The 24,811-nt window shown below is 66.1% G+C and carries 22 protein-coding genes; 17 read left to right on the top strand and 5 right to left on the bottom strand.

Annotation, left to right across the window (positions count from 1 at the left end; translation table 11 throughout):
- Positions 1–36 precede the first annotated feature (36 nt).
- The 5 genes from AB1I47_RS28290 to AB1I47_RS28270 all read left to right on the top strand — a co-directional run bounded on the left by AB1I47_RS28290 (position 37) and on the right by AB1I47_RS28270 (position 5,505).
- On the top strand, positions 37–1,113 hold the full coding sequence (locus AB1I47_RS28290; RefSeq protein ID WP_354687004.1) for a porin: 1,077 nt from the start codon (positions 37–39) through the stop codon (positions 1,111–1,113).
- Between the two features lie 42 nt (positions 1,114–1,155).
- On the top strand, positions 1,156–2,259 hold the full coding sequence (nagA, locus tag AB1I47_RS28285) for an N-acetylglucosamine-6-phosphate deacetylase (RefSeq protein ID WP_354687003.1): 1,104 nt from the start codon (positions 1,156–1,158) through the stop codon (positions 2,257–2,259).
- Positions 2,252–3,271 (top strand): SIS domain-containing protein, encoded by a 1,020-nt coding sequence (locus tag AB1I47_RS28280; RefSeq protein WP_354687008.1) that lies wholly within the window; start codon positions 2,252–2,254, stop codon positions 3,269–3,271. The genes nagA and AB1I47_RS28280 overlap by 8 nt, the downstream gene beginning before the upstream one ends.
- A 116-nt stretch (positions 3,272–3,387) precedes the next feature.
- Positions 3,388–4,875, top strand: coding sequence for a glucose-6-phosphate dehydrogenase (gene zwf / locus AB1I47_RS28275; RefSeq protein WP_354687002.1), 1,488 nt, complete (start codon positions 3,388–3,390; stop codon positions 4,873–4,875).
- Between the two features lie 78 nt (positions 4,876–4,953).
- On the top strand, positions 4,954–5,505 hold the full coding sequence (locus AB1I47_RS28270) for a GNAT family N-acetyltransferase (protein ID WP_354687001.1): 552 nt from the start codon (positions 4,954–4,956) through the stop codon (positions 5,503–5,505).
- 4 nt (positions 5,506–5,509) lie between these two features.
- Here the strand turns inward: AB1I47_RS28270 and AB1I47_RS28265 are convergent, their stop codons facing one another.
- Both AB1I47_RS28265 and AB1I47_RS28260 read right to left on the bottom strand, forming a co-directional pair.
- On the bottom strand, positions 5,510–7,054 hold the full coding sequence (locus AB1I47_RS28265; RefSeq protein ID WP_354687000.1) for a YifB family Mg chelatase-like AAA ATPase: 1,545 nt from the start codon (positions 7,052–7,054) through the stop codon (positions 5,510–5,512).
- Positions 7,055–7,133: 79 nt separating this feature from the next.
- The gene (locus tag AB1I47_RS28260; protein WP_042883924.1) at positions 7,134–7,412 is read right to left on the bottom strand and encodes an accessory factor UbiK family protein; all 279 of its coding nucleotides are present in this window, start codon (positions 7,410–7,412) and stop codon (positions 7,134–7,136) included.
- 380 nt (positions 7,413–7,792) lie between these two features.
- Here AB1I47_RS28260 and AB1I47_RS28255 point away from each other — a divergent pair, with 380 nt between their 5' ends.
- The 12 genes from AB1I47_RS28255 (at position 7,793) to mnmH (ending at position 19,559) form a co-directional block, all read left to right on the top strand.
- A complete protein-coding gene (locus tag AB1I47_RS28255; RefSeq protein ID WP_354686999.1) occupies positions 7,793–8,593 on the top strand; it encodes a TorF family putative porin in 801 nt (266 codons plus the stop codon).
- Between the two features lie 52 nt (positions 8,594–8,645).
- Positions 8,646–8,984, top strand: coding sequence for a P-II family nitrogen regulator (locus tag AB1I47_RS28250; RefSeq protein ID WP_010814843.1), 339 nt, complete (start codon positions 8,646–8,648; stop codon positions 8,982–8,984).
- 33 nt (positions 8,985–9,017) lie between these two features.
- Entirely contained in the window at positions 9,018–10,583 is a 1,566-nt protein-coding gene (locus tag AB1I47_RS28245; protein ID WP_354686998.1) for an ammonium transporter, read from the top strand.
- A 574-nt stretch (positions 10,584–11,157) separates the two neighbouring features.
- On the top strand, positions 11,158–12,453 hold the full coding sequence (gene gshA, locus AB1I47_RS28240; protein ID WP_354686997.1) for a glutamate--cysteine ligase: 1,296 nt from the start codon (positions 11,158–11,160) through the stop codon (positions 12,451–12,453).
- Positions 12,454–12,462: 9 nt separating this feature from the next.
- On the top strand, positions 12,463–13,434 hold the full coding sequence (gene gshB, locus AB1I47_RS28235) for a glutathione synthase (RefSeq protein WP_354686996.1): 972 nt from the start codon (positions 12,463–12,465) through the stop codon (positions 13,432–13,434).
- Between the two features lie 112 nt (positions 13,435–13,546).
- On the top strand, positions 13,547–14,002 hold the full coding sequence (locus tag AB1I47_RS28230; protein WP_354686995.1) for a PTS sugar transporter subunit IIA: 456 nt from the start codon (positions 13,547–13,549) through the stop codon (positions 14,000–14,002).
- Positions 13,971–14,240 (top strand): HPr family phosphocarrier protein, encoded by a 270-nt coding sequence (locus AB1I47_RS28225; RefSeq protein ID WP_012351601.1) that lies wholly within the window; start codon positions 13,971–13,973, stop codon positions 14,238–14,240. The genes AB1I47_RS28230 and AB1I47_RS28225 overlap by 32 nt, the downstream gene beginning before the upstream one ends.
- A 49-nt stretch (positions 14,241–14,289) precedes the next feature.
- Positions 14,290–16,068, top strand: a complete 1,779-nt coding sequence (gene ptsP, locus AB1I47_RS28220; RefSeq protein WP_354686994.1) for a phosphoenolpyruvate--protein phosphotransferase — start codon at positions 14,290–14,292, stop codon at positions 16,066–16,068.
- 214 nt (positions 16,069–16,282) lie between these two features.
- Positions 16,283–16,588, top strand: a complete 306-nt coding sequence (locus AB1I47_RS28215) for a (2Fe-2S)-binding protein (protein WP_206363354.1) — start codon at positions 16,283–16,285, stop codon at positions 16,586–16,588.
- Between the two features lie 127 nt (positions 16,589–16,715).
- The gene (gene bfr, locus AB1I47_RS28210) at positions 16,716–17,195 is read left to right on the top strand and encodes a bacterioferritin (protein ID WP_354686993.1); all 480 of its coding nucleotides are present in this window, start codon (positions 16,716–16,718) and stop codon (positions 17,193–17,195) included.
- Positions 17,196–17,406: 211 nt separating this feature from the next.
- Positions 17,407–18,453 (top strand): selenide, water dikinase SelD, encoded by a 1,047-nt coding sequence (gene selD, locus AB1I47_RS28205; protein WP_354686992.1) that lies wholly within the window; start codon positions 17,407–17,409, stop codon positions 18,451–18,453.
- Entirely contained in the window at positions 18,453–19,559 is a 1,107-nt protein-coding gene (gene mnmH, locus AB1I47_RS28200; protein WP_354686991.1) for a tRNA 2-selenouridine(34) synthase MnmH, read from the top strand. The genes selD and mnmH overlap by 1 nt, the downstream gene beginning before the upstream one ends.
- A gap of 40 nt (positions 19,560–19,599) precedes the next feature.
- Here mnmH and AB1I47_RS28195 read toward each other — a convergent pair whose 3' ends face one another.
- From AB1I47_RS28195 to AB1I47_RS28185, 3 genes are all read right to left on the bottom strand, one after another.
- Positions 19,600–20,520, bottom strand: a complete 921-nt coding sequence (locus tag AB1I47_RS28195; RefSeq protein WP_354686990.1) for a T6SS immunity protein Tli4 family protein — start codon at positions 20,518–20,520, stop codon at positions 19,600–19,602.
- 101 nt (positions 20,521–20,621) lie between these two features.
- Positions 20,622–22,274, bottom strand: coding sequence for an esterase/lipase family protein (locus AB1I47_RS28190; RefSeq protein ID WP_354686989.1), 1,653 nt, complete (start codon positions 22,272–22,274; stop codon positions 20,622–20,624).
- A gap of 15 nt (positions 22,275–22,289) precedes the next feature.
- Positions 22,290–24,811 (bottom strand): type VI secretion system tip protein VgrG (locus AB1I47_RS28185; protein ID WP_354686988.1); only part of this gene is annotated, 2,522 nt, incomplete at its 5' end.

Below are 24,811 nucleotides of genomic sequence, written 5' to 3'. Positions count from 1 at the left end.
TGGATATCGCCTGAAGCCATCAAGGAGAAATCGATCGTGAAACGCCTTGCACTGACGACGCTGCTCGCGGCGTCGGCTGGCAGCGCCTGTGCGCAAGCCGCCAGTCCATCCACCAATACCGGCATCACTCTGTACGGCCGCGCCGTCGCCGGCCTCGACTATGTCAACGGCATCGCCAGCCCCGGCGGCGATGTCGATACCTTCCGCTTCGGCAGCAACCAGTACGGCGTCAGCTTCTGGGGCCTGCGTGGCGCGGAGGACCTGGGCGGCGGCATGCGCGCGGTGTTCAACCTGGAAGGGATGATCACGTCGGGCACCGGCCGCTCCGATCCGCTGTTCAACCGCCGCGCGCAAGTGGGACTGGGCGGCAACGACTGGGGCACGCTGCTGCTCGGGCGCGCCATGAGCCTGACCGACGACGAGAGCGGTGGCATCGACCCGATGGGGTTGCAGGCCAGCTCGGTGGCCACGCTGGTCTATGGCCGCAACTGGGGTTCGCGCCCCAATGCCGTGACCTACAACTCGCCGGTATGGGGCGGGCTGAGCGTGCGCGCGCAGGCCGGCAGCGACGGCGTGGCAGGCAGCTTCAACAGCGGCAAGCAGCTCAGTGCGGCGCTCAAGTACGCGCAGGGCAACCTCAACCTGACCGCGCTCTACGAAGAACTGCGCGACGACCAGGGCCGCATGGACAACCTGTACGTCAATTCGCGGCAGTACACGCTGGGCGGCAGCTATGCGCTGAACAACCTGCGCCTCTATGCCGGCTACAACCTGACGGTATCGTCGGGCGATACCGTGGCCACGCCCGAGAACCCGTACGCGGCCACGCGCAGCCAGATGGCGTGGGGCGGCGCCAACTATCGCGTCACGCCGGCGCTGACGCTGCTGTCCGGCGTCTACTACGCCACCCTGAACAACAGCGGCGGGCATGGCACGCTTGTCACACTAGGCGCAAAGTATGACTTGTCGAAGCGCACCTCGCTGTATGGCACGGTCGCGTCGGTGTTCAACTCGCGCAATGCCACCTTCTCGGTGGAGGCGTCCCCGGACACCATGCCGCGTCCGGGCGCGAACCAGCAGGGCGCGTACGCCGGCATCATCCACCTGTTCTGACGGGGGCGTGGCGGTGAAGTTGTCGATGTGGGGAAAGTGGCCATGAAAGGAAACATCCTGACGCCCGCCGGCTGGGTCTTCGGTGAGATCCATGCCGGCGCGGACGGACGCATCGCGCGTATCGACGGCGTTCCCGCCACGCCGGAGGGCAACGATGCCCCGTACGTGCTGCCGGGGTTTGTCGACCTGCTCAACCACGGTGGCGGCGGCAAGGATTTCATGGACGGCGAGGCGGCGGTGCCGGTGATCCTGCGCGCGCATGTGCGCTACGGCACCACCAGCCTGCTGGGCAGCACCATGACGGCGCCGCACGACGTGCTGCTGCCGGCACTGCAGGCGCTGGGCCGCGCCTGCGCGCAACGCCCGCACGGCGCGGCGCGCATGCTCGGCATCCACCTGGAAGGGCCGTATATCAATCCCGGCAAGCTGGGCGCGCAGCCCGACACGTCGGCCCTCGCCACGCAGGAAGAACTGGAGCAATACCTGGGCGCGGCGCCGCTGAAGGTGGTGACGCTGGCGCCCGAGCTGCCGGGCCATCTCGGCATCATCCGCACGCTGGCCGCGCGCGGCGTGCGCGTGCAGCTCGGGCATACGCTGGGCACCTATGAAGACGCGGTGGCGGCGCTGCAAGCCGGCGCGAGCGGCTTCACGCACCTGTTCAACGCGATGACGCCGCTGCAGCACCGTGCGCCGGGCGTGGTCGCGGCGGCGCTGGCGCACGCCGAGTTTGCAGAGCTGATCCCCGACCTGCTGCACGTGCATCCCGGCGCAATCCGCGCCGCGCTGCGCGCAATCCCGCGGCTGTACGCGGTGACCGATGCCACCGCCGCGGCCGGCATGCCCGACGGCGTGTACCACCTGGGCAGCCAGACCGTCTACAAGGCGGACGGCAGCGTACGGCTGGCCGACGGCACGCTGGCCGGCAGCGTGCTGACGATGGACCAGGCGCTGCGCAACCTCGTCACGATCGGGCTGCCGCTGGAGGATGCCTCGCGGCGCGTCTCGCTTTATCCCGCGCAGTATCTCGGCCTGGCCGACCGCGGCATGCTGGCGCCCGGCTGCTGGGCCGATGCGGTCGTGCTGGACCGCGCGCTGGCCGTGCGCACCGTTTATGTCGAAGGAGAGTGTTGTGTCGAGAATGCTTGAAGAGGCGCTGAGCGCGCCGGGCGTGGTGGCGGCGCAGCTGGCCGATGCACGGCACATTGCTGCGCTGGCAGCGGCGCTTGCCGCGCAGCCCTGGCCCGCGGTGCTGACCGTGGCGCGCGGCAGTTCGGACCATGCCGCCAGCTACTTTGCGGCGCTGGTGACGCGCCGCCTCGGCGTGCCGGTGGCTTCGCTGCCGATGTCGACGGTAACGCTGCACGGCAGCGTGCTACGTGTCGCCGGGCAGTTCGCGGTGGCGTTCTCGCAGTCTGGGCGCAGCCCGGACCTGGTCGAAACCATGCAAGCGCTGCGCGACGGCGGCGCTGCCACGCTGGCGCTGGTCAACGCCCCCGACTCGCCGCTGGCGCAGGCATGCGCGCATGAGTTGCCGCTGCGCGCCGGCCCGGAGCACAGCGTGGCCGCGACCAAGAGCTATATCGCGATGCTGTCGATGTCGGCGCTGCTGGTCGGCCATCTGGAAGCGGCACGCACCGGCGAGCGCGAACTGGTGGACGCCTGCGAGGGCCTGCCCGCGGTACTGGCCGACGCCGCCGCACAGGACTGGATGCCGCTGGTGCCGGCGCTGCGCGGCGCGCAACGGATGATCGTACTTGGCCGCGGCGCGGGACTGGCCATCGCACAGGAGGCCGCGCTGAAGCTCAAGGAGACCTCCGGCATCCAGGCCGAGGCGTTCTCCGGCGCGGAAGTGCGGCACGGTCCGATGGAAATCATCGGTGACGGCTATCCGCTGCTGGTGTTCGCGCCGCGCGGTCCGGAGCAAGCCGGGCTGCTGGCGCTGGCCGCCGAGATGCGTGCGCGCGGCGCGCGCGTGTTGCTGGCCGCGCCGGCTGGCACGGATGATGCGGAGCTGCCGCTGGTGACGGCCGGCCATCCGCTGCTCGACCCGATCGCCGCGATCCAGAGCTTCTACGTCGCCGCGCAGGCGCTGGCGCTGGCGCGCGGGCGCGACCCCGACCAGCCGCAATATCTGCGCAAGGTGACCGAGACGCGCTGATCGCGCCGATCTGGACTACCGTTGACGTAGCGCTGAACTGACCGCTGCTCTGCCCGACGAACGACTGACGACCATCGCCCCCACGCCGGCGCCCGCCGGCAAGCAAGGAGTCCGCCATGCAATCCACCCGAACCGTTTCCTCCTTCGGCAGCACCGATCCGCGGCCGCTGGACCTCGTCATCTTCGGCGGCGCCGGCGACCTGTCGGCGCGCAAGCTGCTGCCCTCGCTCTATATGTGCCACCGCGACGGCAACCTGCCCGATGGCACCCGCATCATCGGCGTGGGCCGCCACGCGTGGGACCGCGAGGCCTTCGTGCGCTTCGCCGACGAGAGCGCGCAGCCCTTTGTCGACGCCCGCTATATCGAGCCGGCGAAATGGCAGACCTTCCTCGAGGGGCTCGACTTCGTGCGCCTGGACGCATCGCAGCCGGGCGACTATCCCGCGCTGGCGGCGAAGCTGCGCACCGAGGCGCTGCGCATCTACTACATGGCGATGCCGCCGGGCCTGTTCGCCGCCACCTGCGACAACCTCGCCGGCCACGGCCTGATCGCCGACGATACCCGGCTGGTGCTGGAAAAACCGCTGGGCGTGGACCTCGCCTCTGCCATCGCTATCGGCGAAGTGGTCAGCCGCTACTTCAGCGAGGACCGCACTTACCGGATCGACCACTACCTCGGCAAGGAAACGGTGCAGAACCTGATGGCGCTGCGCTTCGGCAATTCGATTTTCGAACCGCTGTGGCGCACGCCGTTCGTCTCCAGCATCCAGATCACCGTGGCCGAGACCGTGGGCGTGGGCACGCGCGGCGGCTTCTACGACGAAGCCGGCGCGATGCGCGACATGATCCAGAACCATCTGCTGCAGCTGGTCAGCATCCTGGCGATGGAGCCGCCCGCGTCGCTGAACTCGGATGCGGTGCGCGACGAGAAGCTCAAGGTACTGCGCTCGCTGCGGCCGATGTCGGCCGAGGACGTTCGCCGCAATACCGTGCGCGGCCAGTACACCGCGGGCGCCATCGCCGGCGAACTGGTGCGCGGCTACCTGCAGGAAGAGGGCATCCCCTCCGACAGCCGCACCGAGACCTTTGTCGCGATGCGCGCCGAGCTGGGCACGTGGCGCTGGAACAAGGTGCCGTTCTACCTGCGCACCGGCAAGCGCATGCAGGAGCGCGTGACCGAGGTCGTGATCAATTTCGCCGAGGTGCCGCACTCGATCTTCGACACCGGCAGCACGCTGCGGCCCAACCGGATGGTGATCCGGCTGCAGCCGGAAGAGTCGGTGCGTCTGACGCTGATGGTCAAGCAGCCGGGCGAAGGCATGAAGCTCAAACCGCTGAGCCTGGCACTGAACCTCGATTCGGCCTTCACCACGCGGCGCGCCGAAGCCTACGAACGGCTGCTGCTCGACGTGATCCGCGGCCGGCTGGCGTTGTTCGTGCGGCGCGACGAGCTGCAGGCGGCATGGACCTGGGTCGATCCGATCCTGGACGCATGGCGCCACCAGGACGAAGGCCCGCGGCCCTATACGGCAGGGACGTGGGGGCCGGCGGCATCGTCGGCGTTCATGGCGCGCGAGGGCGTGCAATGGTCGGAGGAGGCATGAGATGCGGGCTGGGGGACGCGACCCTTCGGCGAAGAAGACGCTGGCCGCTCTGATCGACTGAACCGACGCTGAACGGCGATGACGGTCACGATACGAAGGGCGGTGGCCGACGATGTGTGGGCCCTTGCCACGGTGCATGCGCGCTGCTGGCACGAAACCTATCGCCAGTTGTTGCCGGATGAGCTGCTGCGTACTGTGACCCCGGAGCGCCGGTTCCTGGCGAGAGTACGCGTGCTGTCGGACCCGACCGTCGGGTCCTTCGTCGCGTGTCGCACCGAAGCCGGGGACGTCATCGGCTTCGCCGATTGCGGACCGCTGCGCAACAGCGCGCGCTCGGTGTCGGGGGAGATCTACGCGCTGTATGTCCTGGCATCGCACCATGGAGCGGGTATTGGCTTCGGTCTCTTCGCGGCTTGTGTACGGGAGCTGCTTGGCCGCGGCTATATCTCGATGAAGGTGTATGTGCTGGCCGATAACGAGAAGGCGCGGCGCTTTTACGAGGAGACGGGCGGGCGGTACGAAACCACCGTCGTGTCGAGGCGCGGCGAGATCTATCTTGAGGAAGCGGTCTACGGGTGGGACTACGCGGCAATGGCGCAGCTAGTGCGCGGCGACCTTACCGGTCGATAGACGCTCATCCGCTCGCGGTTCGCAACGCCCGCCGATACTGGATTGCCTCTCCCACATGTGCGACCGTCAGCAAATCGGCGCCCTCCAGATCCGCGATGGTCCGCGCCACTTTCAGCACGCGGTAGTACGACCGCGCCGACCATGCCATCCGCGTCATCGCCCCGCGCAGCAGCGCCTGCGCCTGCGACGCCATCGTGCAATACATCTCGATCTCCTTGCCGCCCAGTGCACTGTTGGGCTTGCCTTGCCGCGCAAGCTGCCGTTCACGCGCCGCCAGCACGCGGGCGCGCACCGTGGCGCTGGGCTCGCCGGGCGGGCCGTCAAGCATGTCGCTCTGGTCCTGCGCAGGGACTTCGATCTGCAGGTCGATCCGGTCAAGCATCGGCCCGGAGATACGTGACTGGTAGCGCCGTACCTGCTCGGGCGTGCAGCGGCAAGGGCGGTCGGGATGGCCCAGGTAGCCGCACGGGCACGGGTTCATCGCCGCGATGAACTGGAAGCAGGCCGGGAAATCGGCATGTCCGGCGGCGCGGGCGATGGTGATGCGGCCGGATTCCAGCGGCTCGCGCAGGACTTCCAGCACCCTGCGGTCGAACTCAGGCAGCTCGTCGAGGAACAGCACGCCGTGGTGGGCCAGCGAGATTTCGCCGGGACGAGGGTTACCGCCGCCGCCGACCATCGCCGGGCCTGACGCGGTGTGGTGCGGCGCGCGGCAGGGGCGCTGGGCCCACAGTTCGGCACGGAAGCCGCCTGGCGTCAGGCTCATGACCGCGGCCGATTCCAGCGCTTCCTGCAGCGTCATCGGCGGCAGCAGGCTGGGTAGGCGCTGCGCCAGCATCGACTTGCCGGTGCCGGGCGGCCCGACCAGCAGCGCCGAGTGCTGGCCCGCGGCGGCGACTTCCATCGCGCGGCGCGCCTGCGCCTGGCCGCGTACGTCGCGCATATCGGGGCCGGCTGCGGCGGGGGCGCGCAGCAGCACCGGCGCGGCGCGCGGCAGGCGTGCGTCGGGCAGCGGGCCGAGGTGGTCGCAGGCCTGGCGCAGCGTGGCGGCGGCGTGGACAGCCAGGTCTTCGATCAGCGCGGCTTCGGGGCCGTTGTCTTCGGCAACCATGAACGCGCGCGGGGCTTCGCCGGCGGCCACACGCGCGGCGTTGTCGCGCGCCAGGCCCATCGCCATGGCCAGCGCGCCGCGCACCGGGCGCAGTTCGCCGGACAGCGACAGCTCGGCGGCGAACTCATGGGCGTCGAGCGCCTCGGACGGGATCTGGCCGTTGGCGGCCAGGATGCCCAGTGCGATTGCCAGGTCGAAGCGGCCAGACTCCTTGGGCAGGTCGGCCGGCGCCAGGTTGACGGTGATGCGGCGGTTGGGAAATTCGTAGCCGCTGTTGAGGATGGCGGCGCGCACGCGCTCGCGGCTTTCGCGCACGCCGGTGTCGGCCAGGCCAACGATGGTGAAGGCGGGCAGGCCGTTGGCGAGGTGGGTCTCGACGCGCACCGGCGGGGCCGCGAGGCCGGTCAGCGCCCGGCTGCATAACACGGCGAGGTTCATGTCATCGAACTGTTAACGAAAAAGGCCGCCAGTGATGGCGGCCTTTTTTGGAAGGTTTGAGTCGGCAGGAGCCGCGCGGTCATGCGCCCCCGGTCGAGTCCACCGCGCCTGCACCGGGCGGGATGCCGGCGCGGCGCTCGAGTTCGGCCACGCGGCTCTCCAGTTCCTCCAGGCGGGCGCGGGTGCGGGCCAGCACCTGCGACTGGACGTCGAATTCCTCGCGCGTGACCAGGTCGAGCCGGGCGAAGCCCTGCGTCATCATGCTGCGCACGTTCTTTTCGATGTCCCTTGCCGGCGAATTGCGCAGCGCCTCGCTGACCTTGTTCTGCAGGTCGTTGAAGAGATCGGTCGGTTTCATGGTTTCTCCTTTGCGCACCTGATTGGTGCGAATCCCGGTGGGCATCTGGCGTATAGCGCGCTTTCGCACAGGATTAGGGCGCCCCTAATGCGGGCGGACCGTCCAGGCTTTCACTGCGCCCGGCCACCGTCAGGACTCGATTATCGCCCGTGAGGCACGCGGGCGAAAGCATCCCCAGTGCCGCGTTCACACCATTTAACCCGATCCGGCGTTGCCGCAGGGCAGATTCATGCGCGGCTTGGCTCATTGGCCGACAGCGCGGCCCCCGCGGAATGCCCGGCGCCGCCCAACCTGGCACGGCAGTTGCAGTAGTGATCTCGCCTGCCTCACAGAATTTCTAATAAACGAAGTCCGAGCCATCACGAAAAGGAGAAAAATCCATGAAGAAGTTGGCCCTAGCAGTCAGCGCGGTCGTACTGTCCGGCGCCGCCGCCACCGCCTGCGCGCAGAGCACGGATGCGACGGCTGCCCCGGCGCCCGCTGCGGCCGCTGCCGAGCCGGCATCGCCGCATACGTTCACGGCCAACGTGTCGCTGGTTTCGGACTACCGCTACCGCGGCATCAGTCAGACCAACCTGCGTCCGGCGATCCAGGGCGGCTTTGACTACGCCCACGAAAGCGGCTTCTACCTGGGCAACTGGAACTCCAGCATCAGCTGGCTCGAGGATGCCAACCCGGCGGTCTCGGCCCCGGTGGAAATGGACTTCTACGGCGGCTTCAAGAACACCGTCAAGGTCGCCGGCACCGAATTCAACTATGACGTGGGCGTGCTCGAGTACTACTACCCGGGCGGCTACAACAACCCCCGCCCCTACACCACGGAACTGTACGCCGGCGTAGGCTGGGGTCCGGTGATGCTGAAGTACTCGCACTCGGTCACCAACCTGTTTGGCTGGGCCGACAGCAAGAACAGCTACTACGTCGACCTGACCGCGAACGTGCCGCTGAATTTCTGGGACCTGACGCTGAACGCGCACGTCGGCTACCAGGGGGTGAAGCACAACAGCGACGCCTCGTACACCGACTGGAAGATCGGCCTGACCAAGGACCTGGGCAAGGGCTTCGCGCTGGCCGTGGCCTATGTCGACACCAACGCCAAGGAAGTTGCCTACACCAGCGCCAACCGTGGCCGCTACCTGGGCAAGGCGGCGGCGTGGGCCTCGATCACCAAGACTTTCTAACTCTGACGCAGCCCGGGCAGGCTGATGCCGGCCCGCCCCCAGGAGAATCCTGATGAAACTCATCATTGCAGTGATCAAGCCGTTCAAGCTCGACGAGGTGCGCGAAGCGCTGTCGGACGTGGGCGTGTCCGGCATCACGGTGACCGAAGTCAAGGGCTTCGGCCGCCAGAAGGGCCACACCGAGCTGTACCGCGGCGCGGAGTACATCGTCGACTTCCTGCCCAAGGTGAAGATCGAAGTGGCGGTACCCGACGACGTGGTCGAGCGCGCCATCGAGGCGGTCGAGAAATCGGCCCGCACCGGCAAGATCGGCGACGGCAAGATCTTCGTGGCACCGATCGAACAGGTCATCCGCATCCGCACCGGCGAGACCGGCGGCGATGCGCTGTGACCCCGAGACAGCACAACACAAGAGGTTAAGCACATGAAAACCTGGTTCAAGCGATTCCTGACGGCCGGCGCGATGGCGCTGGCCATCGGCACGGCGGGCGTAGGCATTTCCACGCCCGCTGCCGCACAGGACAAGCCGGCTGCCGCCACTGCCGCAGCCACCGCCGAAGCCTCGGCACCGGCTGCTCCCGCTGCGGCCGCTCCTGCCGCGGCTGCCCCGGCTGCCCCGGCTGCCCCGGCTGCTGCCGCCGCCGCTCCCGCCGAAGCCGCCGCCGCGCCGGCCGCCCCGACGCCCAACAAGGGCGACACCGCCTGGCTGCTGGTCTCGACCGCCTTCGTGATCCTGATGACGCTGCCCGGCCTGGCGCTGTTCTACGGCGGCCTGGTGCGCTCGAAGAACATGCTGTCGGTGCTGATGCAGTGCCTGGTGATCTTCTCGCTGGTGGCGCTGCTGTGGGCGATCTACGGCTATAGCTTCGCGTTCACCGAGGGCAATGCCTTCTTCGGCGGCACAGACCGGCTCTTCATGAAGGGGCTGACGGTCGAGGCCGTGGCTGCCACCTTCAGCAAGGGCGTGGTGGTGCCGGAACTGGGCTACTTCGCCTTCCAGTGCGCCTTCGCCTGCATCACCTGCGGCCTGATCATCGGCGCCTTCGCCGAACGCGCCAAGTTCTCGGCCGTGCTGGTGTTCGTGGTGCTGTGGTTCACGTTCTCGTACATCCCCATCGCGCACATGGTCTGGTTCTGGCCGGGTCCTGACGCCTATACCGATGCCGCTGCCGGCGCTGCCGCGACCGCCAAGGCCGGCTGGCTGTTCCAGAAGGGCGCGCTGGACTTCGCCGGTGGCACCGTGGTGCACATCAACGCCGCCGTGGCGGGCCTGGTGGGTGCCTATATGTTCGGCAAGCGCATCGGCTTTGGCCGCGAGGCGATCCGTCCGCACAGCCTGACCTTCACCATGGTGGGCGCCTCGCTGCTGTGGTTCGGCTGGTTCGGCTTCAACGCCGGCTCGGCCCTGGAAGCCAGCGGCGGTGCCGCACTGGCCTTCGTCAACACGCTGCTGGCCACCTGCGCCGCAGTGCTGGCGTGGACCTTCGGCGAGTGGATCGGCAAGGGCAAGCCGTCGATGCTGGGCGGTGCCTCGGGTGCCGTGGCCGGCCTGGTGGCGATCACCCCGGCTGCCGGCTTCGTCGGCCCGATGGGCTCGATCGCGATCGGCCTGCTGGCCGGCCTGCTGTGCTTGTGGGGCGTGACCGGCCTGAAGCGCATGCTTGGCATGGACGATTCGCTGGACGTGTTCGGCGTGCACGGCGTGGGCGGCATCCTGGGTGCGCTGCTGACCGGCGTGTTCGCTTCGCCCAGCCTGGGCGGCACCGGCATCTACGACTATGTGACCAACAAGGTGGCGGCCGACTACTCGATCGCCGGCCAGCTGTGGATCCAGTTCGAGGGTGTGCTGACCACCGTGGTGTGGTCGGGCGTGGTGGCCTTCGTGGCCTTCAAGCTGGTTGACATGCTGATCGGACTGCGGGTGCCGGAAGACGAAGAGCGCGAGGGCCTGGATATCACCTCGCACGGCGAGACCGCATATGAAGTCTGATCACAAAGGTGTTGTGCTGGAGAGCTGATTGGGAATCATCTCTCAGGAGTTTTGCCCGGCCGCGTGCCGGGCTTTTTTCTTTGCGCGAGGCGGGCGCGATTGCAGACATTTGAACCTTTTCTGCCTGTGCAGACAGTATCCGGGATAGCCTCGGAAGGAGGCTTGCGGCGGATTCGGCGAAAGCCCGCCAACGCAGCACTGGCGCGGCCTGGCGGCCGATCCCCCCGCACCTCGCGAGGGCTTTTCGCAAAGTGCTTAACTCCGATCTTAAAAAGCTTCAATTGTCTTTAATGTGCTGGGAACATACAGTGCCAGTGAGGCAGTTTCCTCCACCTGCAGAACGCTCCCCGTATCTGTCAGGCCATTTAAGAGCGCGGCATGGCCGCGCTTCTTTTTTGCCTGCGCGCGCTTCTCGCCGCTCCGCCCCGGCCGGGTCTTTATTTCCCGCGCGACATCCCCATATCGTTATCCCTTATGTCAGGCGCTGCATATCCTTATAAAGGGTGTGCCAGCGCCTGTCTGGCCGTTCCTCTACAATCGGGGCGAACGATTTAAGACGATCTATAGGATGGATATGGTCCCGCATCTCATCACCGCGCTGAACGGTCCGCTGCTCGAACTGGAAAAGAAGATCCTGGACGCCACGCCGTCCATCGAGCGCTGGTTCAGGATGGAATGGCAGGAGCATACCCCTCCGTTCTATTGCTCGGTGGACTTGCGCAATGCCGGCTTCAAGCTGGCGCCGGTCGATACCAACCTGTTCCCCGGCGGCTTCAACAACCTGGCGCCCGAGATGCTGCCGCTGGCGGTGCAGGCCGCGATGGCCGCGATCGAGAAGATCTGTCCGGATGCCAAGAACCTGCTGCTGATCCCGGAGCGTCACACGCGCAATATGTTCTATCTGCAGAACGTGGCGCGGCTGTCGCTGATCATGCGCCAGGCCGGCCTGAATGTGCGCCTGGGATCGCTCTCCGAGGAAATCACCGAACCGACCCCGATCGAGCTGCCAGACGGCCAGACGCTGGTGGTCGAGCCGCTCGCACGCCTGGGTACCAAGGGCCGGCGGCTGGGGCTGAAGGACTTCGATCCCTGTTCGATCCTGCTGAACAACGACCTGTCGGCCGGCATCCCGCCGATCCTGGAAAACATCAACGAGCAGTACCTGCTGCCGCCGCTGCACGCCGGCTGGTCGACCCGCCGCAAGACCAGCCACTTTGCCGCCTATGACGAGGTGGCGAAAAAGTTCGCCAAGCTGATCGATGTTGACCAGTGGATGGTCAACCCGTACTTCGCCCGCTGCTCCGGCGTGAACTTCCACGAGCGCGTGGGCGAAGAGGAACTGGCCGACGCGGTGGAAGGGGTGCTGAAGAAGGTGGCCAAGAAGTACCGCGAGTACGGCATCAAGGAAACGCCGTATGTGGTGGTCAAGGCCGATGCCGGCACCTACGGCATGGGCATCATGACCGTGCGCGACCCGTCCGAGGTGAAGGGCCTGAACCGGAAGGAGCGCAACAAGATGAGCGTCGTCAAGGAAGGCCTGGAGGTCAGCGACGTCATCATCCAGGAAGGCGTGCACACCTTCGAGAAGATCAACGAGGCGGTGGCCGAGCCCGTGGTCTACATGATCGACCGCTATGTGGTAGGCGGCTTCTACCGCGTGCACACCGGCCGCGGCAACGACGAGAACCTGAACGCCCCGGGCATGCACTTCGTGCCGCTGGCGTTCGCCCCCAACGGCATTCCCGACACCCACGCCAAGCCGGGCGCGGCGGTGCCGAACCGCTTCTACATGTACGGCGTGGTGGCGCGGCTGGCGCTGCTGGCGGCGTCGATCGAACTCGAGAAGACCGACCCGAACCCGATTCTCTGACGAGCCCTCATGCGCATCCTCTTCATCACCGATCCGCTGGAGACCTTCAAGACCTACAAGGACTCCACCTACGCCATGATGACCGCGGCCGCCGCGCGCGGCCACGAGCTGTACTGGTGCCTGCAGCCGCAACTGACCCTGTCCGGGCGCGTGGTCGAGACCATGGCCACGCGGCTGCACCTCACCGGCGACGACCACGAAAAAGGCGACAACCACGCCTGGTACCGCGAGGGCAACAGTGCGCTGGAGCCGCTGTCCGCCTTCGACGCGGTGCTGATGCGCAAGGACCCGCCATTCGACATGGAATACGTCACCAGCACCTGGCTGCTGGAGCTGGCCGAGTCGCAGGGCGCACGCGTCTTCAACAAGCCGCGCGCGATCCGCGACCATTCCGAGAAGCTGGCGATCGCGCAATTCCCGGAATTCATCACGCCGACGCTGGTCACGCGCGACCTGGCGCGCATCCGTGATTTCCATGCCGAGCACCGCGACATCATCGTCAAGCCGCTCGACGGCATGGGCGGCATGGGCGTGTTCCGCGTGGGTGCCGACGGCATGAACCTGGGCGCCATCGTCGAGACGCTGGGCGAGGATGGCGCGCGAACGCTGATGGTCCAGCGCTATATCCCGGCGATCAAGGATGGCGACAAGCGCATCTTGCTGATCGGCGGTGTGCCGGTGCCGTATTCGCTGGCACGGGTACCGATGGCCGGCGAGGTGCGCGGCAATCTGGCAGTGGGCGGCACCGGCCGCGCGCAGGAACTCACCAGGCGCGACCGCGAGATCGCCGAGACGCTGGCGCCGGGCCTGTGGGAGCAGGGCCTGCTGCTGGTGGGGCTGGACGTGATCGGCGACTACCTGACCGAGGTCAATGTGACGAGCCCGACCTGTTTCCAGGAGATTACCCAGCAAACCGGCTTCCATGTCGCGGCGATGTTTATCGACGCGCTGGAGCACGCCGTCGGCGCAGCGGGAGGCTGAACCGGCCGCTGATCCGGCCGCTGATCCGGCCGCTAAACCTGACCGTCCCGGACGGCAGCGGGAGTGCGGGGGCCGCCTGCTACAATCTGGGCAATCCAACGGATTCACCATCATGGCAGGCATTCTGATCATCGCGCACACCCCGCTGGCTTCGGCGCTGCGCGATTGCGCCGCCCACGTCTACTGCGGCCCGCCGCAGGGGCTGGAAGCCATCGACGTCCTTCCCGACGCGGACCCCGCCGCGGTGCTGGCTGAAGCGAGGCGCCGCCTGGCCGCCGTCTGCGAAGACAACGGCGCGCTGGTACTCACTGACATCTTCGGCGCCACCCCCGCCAATATCGCCGCCCGCCTGGCCGAGCCGGGCCGCGTGCGCGTGCTGGCCGGCGTCAACCTTCCCATGCTCGTGCGCGCGATCTGCTACCGGGGCGAAAAGCTTGACCAGCTCGCCACCAAGGCGTTGGCCGGCGGCTCGCAGGGCGTGCTGCAGGTCGGGACCACAACCGTACAAAACCAAACCGCCAATCATCCCGACAAATATGCTGCAGAGGGACACCACCATCATCAATAAGCTCGGACTGCATGCACGCGCGTCCGCCAAGCTGACCCAGCTCGCAGGCAGCTTCGTCAGCCAGGTCAAGATGTCCCGCAACGGACGACAGGTCGATGCCAAGAGCATCATGGGCGTGATGATGCTGGCGGCCGGCATCGGCTCGACGGTGACCATCGAGACCGAGGGTCCCGACGAGCAGGAGGCGATGGACGCGCTGCTGGCGCTGATCGCCAACCGCTTTGGTGAGGGAGAGTGAGGCCGGCGGCCTCGACACAGATTCTTAAACGTTCCTGACGGAGCGGTACATGCCTTTCGCCCTGCACGGCATCCCGGTCTCGCGCGGCGTCGCCATCGGACGCGCGCACCTGCTCGCGCCTGCGGCGCTGGACGTGTCGCATTACCTGGTCGACGAAGACCGGCTTGACGCCGAGGTCGAACGGCTGCGCGCCGCGCGCGCGGCGGTCAGGGCCGAACTGGCGGCACTCAAGCGCGACCTGCCGCGCGACGCGCCCGAGGAGATGGGCGCCTTCCTCGACGTGCACGCGATGATCCTCGACGACGAGGCGCTGGCGCGCGAGCCCGAGGGCCTGATCCGGGGCCGCCGCTACAACGCTGAGTGGGCGCTTACCACGCGGCTCGAAGAGCTGATGCGCCAGTTCGAAGAGATCGAGGACGAATACCTGCGCGAGCGCAAGGCCGATATCCAGCAGGTGGTGGAGCGCATCCTGAAGGCGCTGGCCGGCGCCCCGGTGCTGGTGCCCGCGCCGGTGCCCGCGCTGGCGGCTGACGGCGAGGCGGCGCCGGGCGTGATCGTGGTGGCCCACGACATCGCCCCGGCCGACATGCTGCAGTTCCGCCATACCGTGTTCCACGGCTTTGTCACCGACATGGGCGGGCGCACCTCGCATACCGCCATCGTCGCGCGCAGCCTGGATATACCGGCCGCGGTCGGCGTGCAGAGCGCGAGCGAGCTGATCCGCCAGGACGACTGGATCATCATCGACGGCGACGCCGGGCTGGTGATCGTCGACCCGACCGCCATCATCCTGGAGGAGTACCGGCACCGGCAGAGCGAGCGTGTGCTGGAGAAAAAGCGCCTGCAGCGGCTACGCCATACGCCGGCCGTGACGCTGGACGGGCTGGAAATCGACCTGCTGGCCAATATCGAGATGGCCGAGGACGCCGGCGCGGCGCTGGCGGCCGGCGCGGTGGGGGTCGGGCTGTTCCGTTCCGAATTCCTGTTCATGAACCGGCGCGGCGAACTGCCGGACGAGGAAGAGCAGTTCCAGGCCTACCGCGGCGCGGTCGACGCCATGCACGGGCTGCCGGTGACGATCCGCACCATCGATATCGGCGCCGACAAGCCGCTCGATGGCCGTGACGGCCGTGACGGGCGTGGCGACGAGTTCGAGACCGCGCTGAACCCGGCGCTGGGCCTGCGCGCGATCCGCTGGTCGCTGTCCGAGCCGGGCATGTTCCTGACCCAGTTGCGCGCGCTGCTGCGCGCCTCGGCCTTCGGCCCGGTGCGGCTGCTGGTGCCGATGCTGGCGCACGCCAGCGAAATCGACCAGACCCTGGCGCTGATCGCCAAGGCCAAGCGCCAGCTCGACGAGCGCGGCGAGGCCTACGATCCGGGCATGAAGGTCGGTGCCATGATCGAGATCCCGGCCGCAGTGCTGCTGCTGCCGCTGTTCCTGCGCAAGATGGACTTCCTGTCCATCGGCACCAACGACCTGATCCAGTACACGCTGGCGATCGACCGCGCCGACAACGCGGTGGCGCACCTGTTCGACCCGCTGCACCCCGCCGTGCTGCAACTGGTGGCGCGCACCATCCGCGAGGCCAACCGCGCTGGCGTGCCGGTGGCGGTGTGCGGCGAGATGGCGGGCGACCCGTCGATGACCCGGCTGCTGCTGGGCATGGGCCTGCGCGAGTTCTCGATGCACCCGGCGCAGCTGCTGCGGGTGAAGCAGGAGATCCTGCACGCCAACTGCCAACAGCTCGACCCGTTGGTCGATCAGGTTCTCAATGCCTACGATCCGGAGGAGCAGGCTGCAGCCCTGCGGCAGATCGCAAGACCCTGAAAATGTCAGGGTTTTCTGATCGCGGAATATGGTCGCCGCGGCACATTCAAGTGGCTGAATGTGCCGCCGCCGCCGCCTGCTTTTCCCACATTGTGGCGCTCTCCCGACCTGTTCATGTGTGGCTTAATGGGAATTGTTATCATTTTCGATCTCTGATATTCTGACGTCCATTCGCGGTGGCATGCCGGTGCCACGCGCCCCACAGGAGGGAGTTGTGTACGTCTGTATCTGCAACCAGATCACCGATCGTGAGATTCACGGTGCCGCGCACCTGGGCGTCGAAACCCTCGACGAACTGGCTGAAACGCTAGGCGTCGGCACGTGTTGTGGCCGCTGCCGCGAGTGCGCCCAGCAGGTGTTGCAGGAAGGCGTGGCAGCGGTGCGCAATGTGACCGTGGCGACTCTCGCCAACATCCAGGTTGTGGAGATTTCTTCCTGTTCCGCATCAGGCCCATGTACCATAATGGACACTCGGGACCCGGCAGTCGCGAACGACCAGCGCAAGGCGCTGGTTGCCTGAACGCGCCCATATGAACTGAAAGCCAGTTCGCGGCGCGTTTTGCGCATTTCTATTCTCACCGACTGCATGCGGCGCCATTGGCGCCGCTTCGTGTTTTTGCGCGGGCCCGATGCAACAGGAGCCGCCAATGAAAGGTGACAAGAAGGTCATCCAGCATCTGAACGCCCAGCTCAAGAACGAGCTGACCGCGATCAACCAGTATTTCCTGCACGCCCGCATGTATCGCCACTGGGGCCTGAAAAAGCTCGGCGAAGTGGAGTACAAGGAATCGATCGGCGAAATGAAGCACGCCGACCGCCTGATCGAACGCATCCTGATGCTGGACGGCCTGCCCAACCTGCAGGATCTGCACAAGCTGCTGCTCGGCGAAGACACGCCCGAGATGCTCAAGTGCGACCTGAAGCTCGAGCAGACCGCGCATCAGACCGTCAAGGAAGGCATTGCCTACTGCGAATCCGTTGGCGATTACGTCAGCCGCGAAATCCTGGTCGATATCCTCACCGATACGGAGGAACATATCGAATACCTGGAAACGCAGCTTGACCTGATCGACAAGGTCGGGCTACAGAACTATCTGCAGTCGCAGATGGAGCCGGGCGAGCAGTAAGCCGCCGTCTCCGGCGCGGCCGCCAGCGCAGCTTCGCTGCATCGGCGGCCCGCCTCAGCGCGCGGCGCCACTCCCTGCGCCACTTCTTTGCGCTGCCATCTCGTTTGCCTGTTTGCAGTAACTCTTCTCATTCCAATTCCTCTCTTCATCCAGGCGTGCCTGACCGGGTAGTGGCTCCTGCCCGGCCAGGGACGCCGTGACGGAGCCAGCCATGACCAACGGTCCCATCCGCCTGACGCAGTACAGCCACGGCGCTGGCTGCGGCTGCAAGATTTCCCCGAAGGTGCTCGACGTGATCCTCGCCGGCAGCGGCGCGCAGCACCTCGACCCACGCCTGTGGGTCGGCAATGCCTCGCGCGACGACGCCGCCGTGTATGCGCTCGACGGCGCAGATGGTGAGCGGGGTGTCGTGTCCACCACCGATTTTTTCATGCCAATCGTCGACGATCCGTTCGACTTCGGGCGCATCGCCGCCACCAACGCCATCAGCGATATCTACGCGATGGGTGGCGACCCGCTGATGGCCATTGCCATCCTCGGCTGGCCGGTCAATGTGCTGCCGCCCGAGGTCGCGCGCGAAGTGGTGGCGGGCGGGCGCCGCGCCTGTGACGACGCCGGCATTCCGCTGGCGGGCGGGCATTCGATCGATGCGCCCGAGCCGATCTTCGGGCTGGCCGTGACCGGCATCGTCGAACGCGCCCACATGAAGCGCAACGACACCGCCACGCCCGGCTGCCGCCTGTACCTGACCAAGCCGCTCGGCATCGGCGTGCTGACCACGGCCGAAAAGAAGGGCTTGCTGCGCGCCGATAACCGCGACCTGGCGCGTGACTGGATGTGCGTGCTGAACCGGCCCGGCAGTGCTTTCGGGCGCCTGCCCGGCGTGCGCGCGATGACCGACGTGACCGGCTTCGGGCTGCTTGGCCACCTGGTCGAGATGGCCGATGGCAGCGGGCTGACCGCGCGCGTCGACTACGCCGCGGTGCCGGTGCTGGACGACGTGGTCGACTATATCGGCCAGGGCTGCGTGCCGGGTGGCACCCAGCGCAACTTCGACAGCTACGGCCACCACATCACGCCGCTGACGGAAGTGCAGCGCGCGGTCCTGTGTGATCCGCAGACCAGTGGCGGTCTGCTGGTGGCGGTCGAGCCCGCCGGCGAAGACGACTTCCTGGCCGAATGCGCGCGCCTTGGCCTGTCGCTGGTACCGGTGGGCGAGATGGTGGCGCGCGCCGCCCTCGCAGTCGAGATCCAGTGATGCGCCAGGACACCGACGACTTCCGCACCCTGTTCCTCAGTGGCGTAGCCATGCTGGACGTGCGCGCACCGCTGGAATTCGCGCGCGGCGCTTTCCCCGGCACAGTCAACCTGCCGCTGATGGACGATGCCGAGCGGCATGAGGTCGGCCTGTGCTATGCGCAGAAAGGCCAGCAGGCGGCCATCGAACTCGGTCACCAGCTCGTTTCGGGCCAACACAAGGCTGCGCGGATCGCCGCATGGGCTGAGTTCGCGCGTGCCCATCCGGATGGCTACCTGTATTGCTTCCGCGGCGGGCTGCGCTCGCAACTGGTGCAGCAGTGGCTGCGCGAGGCCGGTGTCGACTATCCGCGCGTGACCGGCGGCTACAAGGCGATGCGCAGCTTCCTGATCTCGACCATCGATACAGCCGCCGCCGAGCAGACCTGGTTCGCGCTGGGCGGCCTGACAGGCAGCGGCAAGACCGACGTGCTGGCCGACGTGCCCGCGGCGATCGACCTCGAAGGCCATGCACGCCACCGCGGCTCGGCATTCGGCCGCCGCGCGCTGGCGCAGCCGACACAGGTGGATTTCGAGAACGCGCTGGCGATCGACGTGCTGCGGCATATCGACGCCGGCTTTCGCGCGCTGGTGGTGGAGGACGAGGGCCGCTTCATCGGCAGCCGCGACGTGCCGCCGGCACTGACGCAGCGCATGCACGCAAGCCCGCTGGTGTGGCTCGAAGCGTCATTCGAGCAGCGCGTCGAGCGCGTGCTGCGCGACTATGTGCAGGGGCTGGCGGCGGAGTTTATCGCCGAGCAGGGGGCAGAGAAGGGCTTCGAAGCCTACGCCACCCGCCTGCGCGAAGCGATGGCCGCGATTTCGCCGAGGCTCGGCGGGGTCCGCTACGGCAAGCTGTCGGCGTTGCTGGAGCAGGCGCTGGCGCGGCAGGCGGAATGGGACGATGTGGAATTGCACCGTGGCTGGATCGAAGTGCTGCTGCGCGAGTACTACGACCCGATGTATGACTTCCAGCGCGCGCAGCGCGCGACGCGCATTGTGTTCCGGGGCAACCGCGATGCGGTGACGGACTGGCTGCTGGCGCATGCGGCGGCGCAGGAGGGGTAGGGCGGGCCAGGCTGCGAGCGCTGACCTCTTTGCGAAGTGCCTACACTGCGCCGGGTCGCAGGCGTATCGATTCGATAATGGCGTCCCATAGCTGCAATGCCTCGTCATCTGACTGGAACGCCGGCCGGTACGGCGTGTGCTCGCTGACGACGGGTTGCTCCAGTACTCGCAGTCCTGCCGACACGTTTTGCTCGGACAAGGACTTGTTCTTGCCCTGGGATTCCCAGGCGAATACATAAACCCGCTGGCCCTTGCCCGTTGCTGCGGTGGCGTACTCCTCAGCCGGAATGGTGCCGACGTTGCGCTGTCGCTTGCGCAAGACCTTGAGACCAACGACAGGGCTTGCAACCGCCGTTGCAAGAAACTTGTCCACGCGTTCCAGCAATCGATCTTCCTCTGCACCGGTGCTGGCGTCGAAACTGATAAACGCGTTCGGATGCTGTGGTAGGGTGATGCCTACCTGAACGCTCTCTGACCTGTAGTCGCTTCCGGCGATAAAGCCTTTGTCGATGCAGAAGCCAGGATCTGTGGGGATTTCGTTGTCGGCGCGGGAGCGGATGTTGTTCGCGAGCGAATCAGCAAGTGCGATGGCTGATTCCTGCTTTTCGGGGGAAACGTTGCCCGCATAGTGGAAGGCACGCCATGGGCTCTTGGCAACCAGATAGGAGTCCATCCACATGAGTTCCTGACTGTAAGGCGCCTTCCACGAAACTAGGCTGCTGGAGCCGTCCTGATGAACCAGGCGGCGGACAAACATGCTGTCGTCCAGCTTCCTATGCCTCACTGCCTTAAGTTCGGCTTCCCGCTTGTTGATCTCCGCAGTGAGTGTGTCCGGATTCTTGCCTGGCAAATAACTAATGTCATCGCCCCAAATTTTGTAGGAGGCGCGCGCGGTAGCTTGCGGTGGCAGATCCACGAGGTATCGACCAAAACAGTGGGTGGTCCAGCCGGTCTTGTTCATGATGGATTGCCTCGATACTGTTTGCGCATAGCTAATACTTGCAGCCAGACAGATAGTGCAGATTGTTATTGCAGGAACTAAGAGGCGGAAGAGGCGGCGCATCATTGATCGTTGGGATGCCAGTCAGCCAATTGGGCGATCTTCATGATGCCATACAGCGACGCCCACTGAGCGCGCGAGTCGTTATAGCTACCTTGATGGTCATAACCCTTGCGATCCACGTTGGCTATGCCGTTGCCCATCTGGCCGTGACGAAAGCTTGCCTTCACGCCAGCGTCACGAGGCGCTTCGCCAGAGAAGACAGAAACCGTACCGTCCCCAGCGCCATTGACACGTGTCAATTCAGGGCCATCCCCTAAAGGTCGACGACGATAGTTGCCGTTGCCGTTCGCGTTGTGGTCCGATTCCCATAGTGCCGTGGCATTTCCCCGCCAGACCAGGTCTTGCCAGCTATGCATGGCTTTTGCGCTATCCGCGCCATAGTGAGCATACGTTTCTGGGTGATATTGGCCGGCAAATTCGCGATGAAACGCTTCGACGTGGTCAATCAAGAAATTGAACGTTCCTCTTGCATTGGTCTTCGGCCCATCTTCATTTGTGGATAGATCCAGATACTTCGTGTTCTGCTCCGGCACCAGTCCATACCATGCAGGATTCTTGTAAATCTCCTCGTAAGGATTTGCCGCCCGAGGATAGGCACATGGCAAACCTTCGGTGTCGCTGATGACATTCCCTTGCGCGTCCTGGAGAAAGAGCCACGGTTGACCACTGCGGTGATCGAAGGTGGGGCAAAGCTCCAGGGCGCCGGCCGAATTGGCGACGACGGCGGTGACCTCTCCGGCGTTAGAGCCCAGAATCAATTGTTCCGGTCCTTCATAGCCTGCGCGCATATGATGGTAGATGGCGGGTGCCCCGGTTGCTGGTTGTACACCATGGACCACGCCCAGAACCTTTTCATAGCCGACAAGATTTGTAAGTGCGCGCGCCACCAGCCCTCCCATGGAATGGGTAACCAGGATCACCTTCTCGGCCGGTACTGGTGGCTTCTGGTCGCGGTAGTGGCGTAGGACCGTATTTTCGATGTATTGCTTCACGTCTTCGGCCGATTGCCGGTTGGACTGCAGCCAGTTGTAGCCAGCGCACCAGACATCGAAATCGTAGCGAGCGGCATTCATGAGCTCTGCTTCCGTCAGGGCGGGCTGCCCATTTTCCTCGCCAAAATCTGATGGCGACCGCAGTCCCTCGGAGTCCCACCAGCCCTGAGGCTTTCGGTCGGCAACAACACGGTCGGTACGCGCCTCCAGCAGTCCCATTACGGGGTTATAGGAGGTACGCAGCACGCTGCCCCAGCCGCGTTTTCGTGCAGTTTCCTTGTGCAGTCCCGACTGACCAGTATCGACGGAACCACCATCGTCTACGGTCAGGTCGTCAGCTTTCAGGATCTGCTGGCGTTTCTTGGGACCTCTTACTCCCCAAGTCGCCAAAGCAGCGACGACCCCGACTATGTCTGCCAGGTTCAGGCTCATATTCGGCGGACGCCACACGGAATCGCCTGTCTTCTTGTTTTTAAGATTAGTCCCCATGATGCCAGGCAAGAAGACGATAGGGATCACGGCCGGCAGTTTTGTCTCGATGACTTTGGTTCGCGTGTCCTCAGTGGGCGTCAGGTGTGTCTCAAAGAGCGGCCGGCCATCCAGATCTCGCGTTCGCGGGATCACGCTTTCTTCATCGCGCTCATTATGTTGATTACTCATTGGCGCCTCAAGATGTCAGACTTTGCCGGAGTGCTTTCCGAGCACACGCAATTGCACATGTTCCATCGAAATGCCTTGCTGTCTCGGCAGACGTCCCTCGCTGTCTGTGATTAATCTGAGCCGAGCGCCGTCGTTGCGACGTAATTCGACTTGCACGTTTCGTAGCGGCTCCAGCGTGATCTCGTCCCTCAAGATGTAGGTATCGTCGAATGGTGCGTGCGGCCACGTGTTCATCTCTAACGAAGCATGGGTAGGCCCCTCAAACTTCCTCTGCGCCGCCTTATAAGTAATCGCCCCCGGACACTCCACCGTAATATTCCCGCCCTCGATCAGAATCGAAGCCCCACCCGCCGTGGCCACCCGAATTCGCTTCGCCGCCGCAAAATCCACGTTCATATTCGCCGACACCACCGTCAGGTCATCCCGCGAACTCAGCTTCAGCAGATCGTGCTGCGCCTGGATGTCGATATCGTCCTGCCCCGCAGTGAGCTGCAGGCCGATATTGTTGTCTCCAGCCCCCGACAACCCCGCCGCCACACCAATCGCCTGCCCGGCATGCACGCGAGCCTGGCCCGCGACGGCAACATTGCTGTCCTGCCCGCTACTCAGCGCCACGCTTTCGCCATTGGCGATCTGCAGATCCTGACCTGCCACCACGGTTAGCCCCGCGCGGCCGTTCAGGTGAACCATCGGCGCAGCCTGGTGCGGCACCTTGCCATTGGTGGCGGTATTGCCGCTGGCTGCATCGTCCTTGGCGGCCTCCAGAGCCTGCCCGTCGACCATGCCGGACGCGGCTTTAAGCTGCTTGGGCAACGGCGCCTCATCGTCCTTGCCGGTCGACAACGCCTGGGTCTGATGCGTCGTGGCGCCCTGGCCCAGGGTCTTGACCAGATCGCCGGCCTGCCTGAGCAATGCAATGCCGGCGGCATTGTCGCCCGTAGGCAGTGCCCGGCCGGTATTGGCATCGCGGTAGGTGGTCAGCAGCACGCCTGATTGGCCCCGCACGGCCGCATGGCCGTCGGTGCGCAACTCGAACCCCTGTCCGCGGAAGCTGCCACGACGGTTGTCCTGCTGGTGGATCAGGTGGCCGAGGTTGAGTTGCGTGGATTGCAGGGTGGTGCCCAGTTGCGTACGGAGCTGTCCGTCGCTGTCGTCCAGCACCAGCTGGTTGTAGCCCTTGCCACCATGCTCCTGGCTCTTGAAGCCGGTCAGCGCCGCGGCGTTGCGGTGCCCGTCAGGCTGAGCGCCCAGGCCATGCCAGGCCGGGCTGTTGCCGCCGGCGAGGTTGCCTTGCGCGCTGGTGGCGCTGTCGCTGCCTTGCGCATACAGCGCCTCACTGTCGCTGGCTTGCGACGCGGTCTTGCCGCCCGGCGTCGGTGCGATGCCGGCCTCGCCCTGGCCGTTGTACAGCGCGCCGATGACAAAGGGCTGGTCGATGTCGTCGTCGGTAAACTTGACCAGCACTTCCTGCCCGATGCGCGGCAACCACTGCCAGCCCATGCCGGCGCCAGCCTGGCGCTGCGCCACGCGCACCCAGCGGCTGCCGCGGTCGTCGGCGCGTTCGCCGCGCTGCCAGTGGAAGCGCACGCGGACTTCGCCGCGCGGGCTGGCGTGGTGTTCTGCGTTGCCATCGGGCTGCGGCTGGCCGTCCGGGCCGACCACGATCGCGGTATGTACGCCGAGCGGTGTCGCGCGGGCATAGAGTCTCGGGCAATCGACGTCGACCACGCAGGCACGCCACGCGCGGCGCGCGTCGAAGGCGCGGAAGACGGCGGCGTAGCCTTGCTCGCGCGCAGCGGTCTTCAGGGCGTCTGTTGGGACGAGGCGGATAGCTTCGTCGCCTGTCGGCATCCCGCCCAGCAAGCCGGGGGTCGTCACCGCGGCATCGGGCGCCTGCGGCGGTGCGTCGAAGCACAAGGCCGCTTCGAGCGGCCCCATGCGGTCTGCCAGCGCCGCGCGCGTATCCGCCGCGAGGTTGTTGATGCCGCAGTGCTCGACGGCATCGAGCAGCAACGGATAGCCTGCCGCATCATCTTCCTGCGGCGGCAGGTGCGGGCAGCCGCTCACGGTCATGCGCGTACCGCTGCGCAGCGTGCGTACCGAAGCGCGGCCGGCAAACAGCAAGGCCCTGGCCTCGATTGCCTCGACCACTTGCTCGGCAATGCGCTGCGCGTTGGCGGCGTCCGGTGCCAGCGCCAGGCTGACGGACAGATAGGGATCGGGGCTCGCGGCACGGCCTGCGTTGCCGCCAGAACGTGCCGGTGCGTGGCCGCGGATGGCGCGCTTGCCCTCCGGATCCCACGCCGCCACAGCCACTCCCCCTACGGCCGCGCGCGTCTCGCAGGACAGCTGCTGGATGGCGTCGGTCGATTCCTGGCTGTGCGCGCGGTGGAAGCGGATGCCGCCGCCAGCGGCAGATTCAGCATCCTCCGGCAGTTGCGCGCTGTCAGCGAAGATCACCACGGCATGTCCGCTCGGCGCATCCTCATCCTCAACCACGGTGTAGCCGAGCCCCGCCTCGGCGAGCAGCCGCGACA

The organism is Cupriavidus necator (genome assembly GCF_040578825.1).
Taxonomy (GTDB): Bacteria; Pseudomonadota; Gammaproteobacteria; order Burkholderiales; family Burkholderiaceae; genus Cupriavidus; species Cupriavidus necator_E.
Note: the sequence above shows the minus strand (reverse complement) of the source record. Positions and strands in the feature narration are given on the sequence as shown.